9 protein-coding genes are annotated in these 6,848 nt (G+C 58.3%); 1 reads left to right on the top strand and 8 read right to left on the bottom strand.

Annotated features, from left to right (window positions below; genetic code table 11):
- Positions 1-872, bottom strand: an 872-nt coding sequence (locus I5W_RS15125; protein WP_044529850.1) for a cbb3-type cytochrome c oxidase subunit I, incomplete at its 3' end; no start/stop codon positions are given.
- Positions 873-948: 76 nt separating this feature from the next.
- On the bottom strand, positions 949-1,881 hold the full coding sequence (gene cyoA / locus I5W_RS15120) for a ubiquinol oxidase subunit II (protein ID WP_044529849.1): 933 nt from the start codon (positions 1,879-1,881) through the stop codon (positions 949-951).
- A gap of 160 nt (positions 1,882-2,041) precedes the next feature.
- On the opposite strand from cyoA, the gene I5W_RS15115 reads away from it, so the two are divergent.
- Positions 2,042-3,385 (top strand): MFS transporter, encoded by a 1,344-nt coding sequence (locus I5W_RS15115; protein WP_017453469.1) that lies wholly within the window; start codon positions 2,042-2,044, stop codon positions 3,383-3,385.
- Between the two features lie 65 nt (positions 3,386-3,450).
- On the opposite strand, the gene I5W_RS15110 is transcribed toward I5W_RS15115, so the two are convergent.
- The 6 genes from I5W_RS15110 to I5W_RS15085 all read right to left on the bottom strand — a co-directional run.
- Positions 3,451-4,197: an Imm52 family immunity protein gene (locus tag I5W_RS15110; protein ID WP_044529848.1), complete on the bottom strand. Its 747-nt coding sequence runs from the start codon at positions 4,195-4,197 to the stop codon at positions 3,451-3,453.
- A gap of 108 nt (positions 4,198-4,305) precedes the next feature.
- Complete coding sequence (locus I5W_RS15105) at positions 4,306-5,055, bottom strand: Imm52 family immunity protein (RefSeq protein ID WP_044529847.1); 750 nt, start codon at positions 5,053-5,055, stop codon at positions 4,306-4,308.
- A gap of 8 nt (positions 5,056-5,063) precedes the next feature.
- A complete protein-coding gene (locus I5W_RS15100; protein WP_017451200.1) occupies positions 5,064-5,678 on the bottom strand; it encodes a Tox-REase-5 domain-containing protein in 615 nt (204 codons plus the stop codon).
- Positions 5,678-6,034, bottom strand: a complete 357-nt coding sequence (locus I5W_RS15095) for a hypothetical protein (RefSeq protein WP_044529846.1) — start codon at positions 6,032-6,034, stop codon at positions 5,678-5,680. Before I5W_RS15095 ends, I5W_RS15100 begins: the two co-directional genes overlap by 1 nt.
- Positions 6,027-6,530 (bottom strand): DUF4123 domain-containing protein, encoded by a 504-nt coding sequence (locus tag I5W_RS15090; RefSeq protein WP_252717038.1) that lies wholly within the window; start codon positions 6,528-6,530, stop codon positions 6,027-6,029. The genes I5W_RS15095 and I5W_RS15090 overlap by 8 nt, the downstream gene beginning before the upstream one ends.
- A partial coding sequence (locus I5W_RS15085; protein ID WP_044529844.1) for a PAAR domain-containing protein occupies positions 6,527-6,848 on the bottom strand: 322 nt, incomplete at its 5' end. The genes I5W_RS15085 and I5W_RS15090, both read right to left, overlap by 4 nt.

The raw sequence follows: 6,848 nt of genomic DNA, 5'->3' as shown, positions 1-6,848 counted from the left end.
ATCCAGATCAGGTTCACGTACATCATGGCGTTGCCGCCCATGTCGTTGGTGAAGAAGTTGGTACCGAAGACACGGTCCAGCGACAGCATGGCCAGCACGGCGGTCAGCACCGGGAAGGCGGCGATGATCAAGACGTTGGTGCACAGCGAAGTCCAGGTGAAGACCGGCATCTTCATCATGTTCATGCCCGGGGCGCGCATCTTGACGATGGTCACCACCAGGTTGATCCCTGATAGCAATGTCCCGACCCCGGCCACCTGCAAGGCCCAGATGTAGTAGTCCACCCCCACGTCCGGGCTGTACAGGATGCCCGACAGCGGCGGGTAGGCCAGCCAGCCGGTGCGGGCGAATTCGCCCACGAACAGCGAAGCCATCACCAGCAGCGCGCCGAAGGTGGTCATCCAGAAGCTGAAGTTGTTGAGGAACGGGAAGGCCACGTCGCGTGCACCGATCTGCAGGGGCACGACGTAGTTCATCAGACCGGTCACCAGGGGCATGGCCACGAAGAAGATCATGATCACGCCGTGGGCGGTGAACACCTGGTCATAGTGGTGCGGCGGCAGGAAGCCGGCGTTGTCACCGAAGGAGATGGCTTGCTGGGCACGCATCATCAAGGCATCGGCAAAGCCGCGCAGCAGCATGACGATGGCCAGCACGATATACATGATACCGATGCGCTTGTGGTCGATACTGGTGAACCAGTCGCGCCACAACATGCCCCACAGGCGATATTTGGTGAGCAGGCCCAGTACCACTATGCCGCCCAGCGCCACCATGGCGAAGGTGCCGAGCAGGATCGGCTCATGGTATGGAATGGCTTCCAGACTGAGGCGACCGAAGATCAGCTTTATCAGGTCAAAATTGTCAGACATCTTTACTTCCCGGGGAAAAAGGAAATGGGGGCGCAGCGGTGTTCTGCTGCGCTGATACGGCTACCAGGCAAGGGAATCATTCAGCCTTTTGCTGGCCCGGTTTCACGTTCAGGTCGGTGGCCATCATCTTGTCCATGCAAACCGTGTTGGGCGCTACGCAGCGGTTCACGATGGCGTGGAACAGGTTGGGCTCGATGCTGCCGATGAGGCGGGCAGGCTCACGTTCGCTCGGCTGTTCCAGCTTGAGGTACTCGGCACGGTCCAGCTTGCCGGCGCCGGCCTTGGCCTTTTGCACCCAGGCGTCGAAGCCAGCCTGGTCCAGGCCATGGAACTTGAAGCGCATGTGCGAGAAACCGGCGCCACTGTAGTTGGCCGAGAAACCGTCATATTCGCCGGCCTTGTTGATGACCGCGTGCAGCTTGGTTTCCATGCTGGGCATGGCGTAGATCTGGCCAGCCAGTGCGGGAATGTAGAAAGAGTTCATCACGTTGGAGGCCGTGATCTTGAATTCGATGGGAACATCCACCGGCGCGGCCAGCTCATTGACGGTAGCGATGCCTTGCTCCGGATAGATGAACAGCCACTTCCAGTCCAGCGCCACCACTTCCACCACCAGCGGCTTGACCTGGGGCGCCAACGGGCGCTCGGCGTCAATGCGCGAGAGCGGACGGTACGGGTCCAGGGTGTGGGTGGTGATCCAGGTCAACAGGCCCAGGGCGATGATGATCAGCAGGGGTGCGCCCCAGATGATCAGTTCCAGGGCGGGTCGATGATCCCAGTCCGGCTCGTAGGGAGCAGAAGTATTGCTCTTGCGATAACGCCATGCGAACAGCAGCGTCAGGATGATCACCGGAACGATGATGAGCAGCATCAACGCGGTCGAGATGATGATCAGGCGTGCTTGCTGGTTAGCGATGTCGCCGGAAGGATTCATCACGACGGTGTTGCACCCAGCCAACAGAATCGCAGGAAGCAGGAGCAATCCGCGACGGAGGATTTGAGAAACCATGAAGGAAAATTCCAGTCGTATGTATCAGAGCGTGGTAATGTAACGCCAATAAAGTGTGTTGGCGATTGGACGTTTTGTCCCACCCTGTCACTTGCCACCTGCCAGGTTGGGATTAGTAGTACGTACTGCGACTAAACCTCTAACAGTGGGAGACAAAGCCATGGCAAGCACCAGCATCCACGACGGCCAAGGTTCCGGCCAATTCAGACAGCAATCCGAGCACCCTTCCACTTCCCACGAGCACGGCGCGATCGAGCCCGGTGAGATCGCGGTTGGCGTGGTGATCGGACGAGCCTCCGAATACTTCGACTTCTTCGTCTATGCACTGGCATCGGTCCTGGTGTTCCCGATGCTGTTCTTTCCCAACGCACCCAGGCTGGAAGGCACGCTCTACGCCTTCGTGATCTTTTCCTTCGCCTTCCTGGCCCGCCCCATCGGGACGACCATCTTCATGGCGATTCAAAAACACTACGGCCGCGAGGTAAAACTGACGCTGGCGTTGTTCATGCTCGGCTTTTCGACGGCCGGAATTGCTTTATTGCCAACTTATGACCACATTGGTGTGTGGGCCATCATCTTGCTCTCGCTATTGCGCGTCGGTCAAGGGCTGGCCTTGGGTGGCGCCTGGGATGGCCTGCCTTCCTTGCTGGCCATGAACGCCCCGCAGAACAAGCGCGGCTGGTATGCGGCCCTGGGGCAGTTGGGCGCACCGCTGGGCTTCATCGTGGCCGCCAGCCTGTTTGCCTACATGCTCTCCAACCTGAGCTCGGCCGATTTCCTTGAATGGGGCTGGCGCTATCCCTTCTATGTCGCCTTTGCCATCAACGTGGTCGCCCTGTTCTCCCGCCTGCGCCTGGTCTCGGCCCCGGAATACGCCAAGCTGCTGGATGAACGCGAACTGGAACCGGCCGGCGCGGTCGAGCTGGTCACCACCCAGGGCCGCAACATCATCATCGGCGCCCTGGCCGCGCTGGCCAGCTATGCCCTGTTCCACCTGGTGACGGTATTCCCGCTGTCGTGGGTGAAGCTGTATTCACTGCGTGAAGCCACCGACTTCCTGGTGGTGCAGATCTGGGGTGGCGTCATCATGGCAGCGGGCATCGTGGTCTCGGGCCTGATTGCCGACCGCTTCGGCCGGCGCAATACGCTGGGTACCATGGCCCTGCTCATTGCCATCCTGTCGGCCTTCGTACCGACCCTGATGAATGGGGGCGAATCCGGCCAGAACACCTTCATCCTGATCGGCTTCGCCCTGCTGGGCTTGTCCTATGGTCAGGCAGCCGGTGCCGTGACGGCCAACTTCAAGACCCGCTATCGCTATACCGGCGCCGCCCTGACCTCCGATCTGGCCTGGCTGGTCGGGGCCGGCTTCGCCCCGCTGGTAGCCTTGGGTCTGTCGGCGCACTTTGGCATGGCTTATGTGAGCTTCTACCTGCTCTCGGGGGCGGTAGGTTCACTGGCGGCGCTGAGTCTGAACCGGGCGCTGGAGGCGCGGGATGACTGAACTGCGCTGAACCAGCGCTGCTGAAGTGAAAACCCGGAAGGAGACTTCCGGGTTTTTTATTGGCTTTAGCCGATGATGTTCCCATCCAACAGGAGGTGGGGATAACTTGGCAGCAAGTCCTGATCTGTGAGCCTGACCTCGATATCGTGGGCGATTCGCACATGGTCAGGGTGGTCTATATCGAAAATCGCATCTGCCACGCTGATGATGATTGTCCCGATCAGACGGCCATTAGCATCGTGGACAGGCTCCAGTCTCGCGGCCTCCGGCACTTGCATGGACGATAGTTGCAGGGGCAAGTAGAGCATCCACGCAACGCTGGGCTTGTCGCGAAATACCGCTTGATAGGTTGCAGGCTGCACAAAGAGCACTCTCGGCGCATAGAGTCGAACCGCAACTTCAATTATCTGAACCACCCCAGCCGCGTTCCAGGCAGACATATCTGGAACAGAAAGGGAAAGGATTTCGGGCGCCCCATCCTCATGATTGAACTGATAAGCAATGCTGGCACCTTCCCCTTCTTCCATCACGCCATTCCAAAGCGTGACATGTCGGCAAGAGGAAGCCGGCTCTCCTCGATAACGTTTGCAAAAATAAGCGATCAATGCATCGGAAACCTTTTGCTCATCGAACACAGGATAACGAAAAGAGCCATCTATATCACCCGTCGCCAATAGCCAATTCTGTGGTCGCAAAGGCCGGTCTTGCTCACCTAATTTCAGAAAAATTTCATAGAGTGTTTCCAAGCGTTGAGCCAGGTCCTTTGCAACTGGAGGCGCAGGGAAGAAGATTTGAATGTCGAATGGCATCATGATGTTTGAGTCCGAACCGGGCGCTGGAAAAGCGGGATGACTGAACCACGCTGAACCTTGTTAAGGAAATGAAAACCCGGAAGGAGACTTCCGGGTTTTTTATTGGCTTTAGCCGATGATGTTCCCATCCAACAGGAGGTCGGGATAACGTGGCAGCAAGTCCTGATCTGTGAGCCTGACCTCGATATCGTGGGCGATTCTCACGTGATCGGTGTTGCCGATATCGAAGATCGCATCAGCCACGCTGATGATGATCGTCCCGATCAGACGGCCCGATGCGTCCTGGACGGGCTCCAGTCGAGCGGCTTCAGGGACTTGCATGGTCGACAGTTGCAGTGGCAAGTAGAGCATCCAGGCGACACAGGGCTTATCGAAGAATACCGGCGTGTAGCTCGCGGGCTTGACGAACATCGCACGTGGGGCGAAAAGCTTCGCAGATTCTTTCAAGGCGTCTACGATAGACGAAGGATTGGGCCAGCGCTCCATGTGGTCTACCGTGAGCCAGATAATCTCCGGTCTGTCGTGCAGATGATTGTATTGATCAGTGAAGCTGGCCCGCCCCCCCTTATGCAACTGGCCATTCCAGAAACAAAGATAGCGGGGATCGTCCGACTCATGATTGCGCTGGAATTCCCGATAGTAGGCCAGAGCCGATGTGCCAGGCACACCACCCTCAAAGACCGGATATCTAAACGAGCCTTCTTTATCCCCCGTCGCGACCAACCAATGCTCCAGTTTCATCCATTCATCGTGCCGGCTCCATTCCGATAAAAGCTTGGCCGCTACCTCCATTCGCCCAACAAGACTGATGCGGGGCTCTACAGCCGGATAGAAGATCTTTATATCGAATGCTTTCATTGGATTGCTCACGGTTGGAAGATGACACGAATGGTCGGGGAAACCTCGAAAAGCAGGGGCTTCAGAAATGCATAAGTCCATGGCTCCATGAAGTACCACTGGAGCTTTACCGGCGGTCTCGGCTGAGCTACTTCATTCTGAAGTGCAGCCTGCTTCACCATGTTCAAGATGATCTGTTTCTTGAAGTCGTATTCAAATTCACCAGGCGCCGAGAAAAACTGGTCATATGCCGCCTTCGCCTCCATCAGCAAACATTCAGCCGGCTTGAATCCATCGAATTCCCGTTTTTCATATTTCCACTCCGTCAAAAACAACGGACCAGAGCGCATCCCAGTAACACGCGCTTGATAGTCCATCCATGGCTCGTGCACCTTGAAGTTCTTGGTAATTTCATGACCGGTCAGCGGCGGACAATCCCGACACTTATCGCGCGAAGCCGCATCCACCTCGGCCTTGGCCAGCGGTGAACTTTTGGCGTTCTCCGCCTCCGTGCGTCGCTTCTCGATTTCCTCTCCCGCCACCACACCCCCTGCCCCACCCACGGCACGAGACATCCAGCGCTTGATCACGGGGAGGGCGCGTTGCGCCGCAGCGCGCCCGAGTTGAACGGCAGTGGCCGCCATTATTTTTTCTCCTTCATGCGTTGCAGTTCGTTGGTAAAAATGGCGTCGAAGTCGTCCAGCCTCTGTTCCGGCGTCGCACCCGGTTTGCTCAGGTAGTAGCGAATCAGTTCGTCGCCGAACAAGCCCGGCGCCCCGGCCTCCAAGGTCATCATGTAGAGCAGATGCGGCGTCGAGGTGAAACCGATGGAACGGCCTCGCTCAAAGGCCGTGCGCATCCGTTCCAGCACCTCGGCTCGACCGGGGTCGCTGCGCATCTCTTCATGAGCCGCAAGGTACTGGTCAGCGGCGGCGGCAATGAAGTGCTGGGTATCGCTTTCCAGGAACTGCTGGTATTGCTCGGGGCTGAGTTCAATCATGATCACGTCCGATATGAACAGGATGGCCGTCCAGCAGAAAATGCCATTCCCGGATGGAGTCAAAGAAGCTCATGCGCTGCGCATCATCGAGCTGCCGCGCCAGCGTCGCCAGCACGCGCGGATCCCAATACCGGACCAGGGCCGAGCGGCCATCCGGCAAATGAAAATTCAAGCGCGCCTGCAATTGTTGAGCGAGTTCAGCCGTGCCAAGCGCTGCATAGAGCCAGGAAACAGACGGCCTGCCGCGCTCCAGGGCAAGCAACTGTTGGCAAAACGCCTCGGATTGCCATTGCACCGCCAGCAACCAGGGGCCACTGTCGATGAGTGACTCTTCTTCAGTCCCGTCGAACAAGCCCCATGCGCCCGGCTGGTCAGCCAAGCGCTGCGCAAAGTCCATCTCTGCGTAGTGAAATCCGTCGACCAGTACATGCAGGTGCTCACCCGGCAACGGCTCCGGCAAGGGTTTGATCCGGCCATGCAGCCATGACGCACTCATGTGCGCACCATCAAGCTCTGACCAGACTGCGCTGCGGCAGCCAGGCAAGGCAGGCAAATGGAAGAAGACGAAGAAGACGCTGACGAGACCACCCGGTCATTGCCGCTGGCAGCCGCCTCAGCAGGCGCAGCCTGGCCAGCAGCTTGGCCCTCGGAGTGGGTGGCCACGCCCTGGCTGGCAATGAGCGTGGCACCGCAGGCCGTGCGGTCCCCGTCGCGCGCGGGTGCCTGCCCTCTGGACTTCATATCGCCCGCACCGGATGTGATAAGAAATGTCCCCTTGCATTTGGGACAGCTGGTCAAGTCGCCGAACCGTGCG

The sequence above is a fragment of the Herbaspirillum sp. B65 genome (genome assembly GCF_000333555.1).
GTDB lineage: Bacteria > Pseudomonadota > Gammaproteobacteria > Burkholderiales > Burkholderiaceae_D > Herbaspirillum > Herbaspirillum rubrisubalbicans.
This window is presented reverse-complemented; position numbering and strand designations above follow the sequence as displayed.

What these genes read in the sequence shown, in the direction of transcription:
- cyoA (WP_044529849.1), bottom strand. Translation starts at nt 1,881, where the DNA reads ATGGTTTCTCAAATCCTCCGTCGCGGATTGCTCCTGCTTCCTGCGATT.
- I5W_RS15115 (WP_017453469.1), top strand. Translation starts at nt 2,042, where the DNA reads ATGGCAAGCACCAGCATCCACGACGGCCAAGGTTCCGGCCAATTCAGA.
- I5W_RS15110 (WP_044529848.1), bottom strand. Translation starts at nt 4,197, where the DNA reads ATGATGCCATTCGACATTCAAATCTTCTTCCCTGCGCCTCCAGTTGCA.
- I5W_RS15105 (WP_044529847.1), bottom strand. Translation starts at nt 5,055, where the DNA reads ATGAAAGCATTCGATATAAAGATCTTCTATCCGGCTGTAGAGCCCCGC.
- I5W_RS15100 (WP_017451200.1), bottom strand. Translation starts at nt 5,678, where the DNA reads ATGGCGGCCACTGCCGTTCAACTCGGGCGCGCTGCGGCGCAACGCGCC.
- I5W_RS15095 (WP_044529846.1), bottom strand. Translation starts at nt 6,034, where the DNA reads ATGATTGAACTCAGCCCCGAGCAATACCAGCAGTTCCTGGAAAGCGAT.
- I5W_RS15090 (WP_252717038.1), bottom strand. Translation starts at nt 6,530, where the DNA reads ATGAGTGCGTCATGGCTGCATGGCCGGATCAAACCCTTGCCGGAGCCG.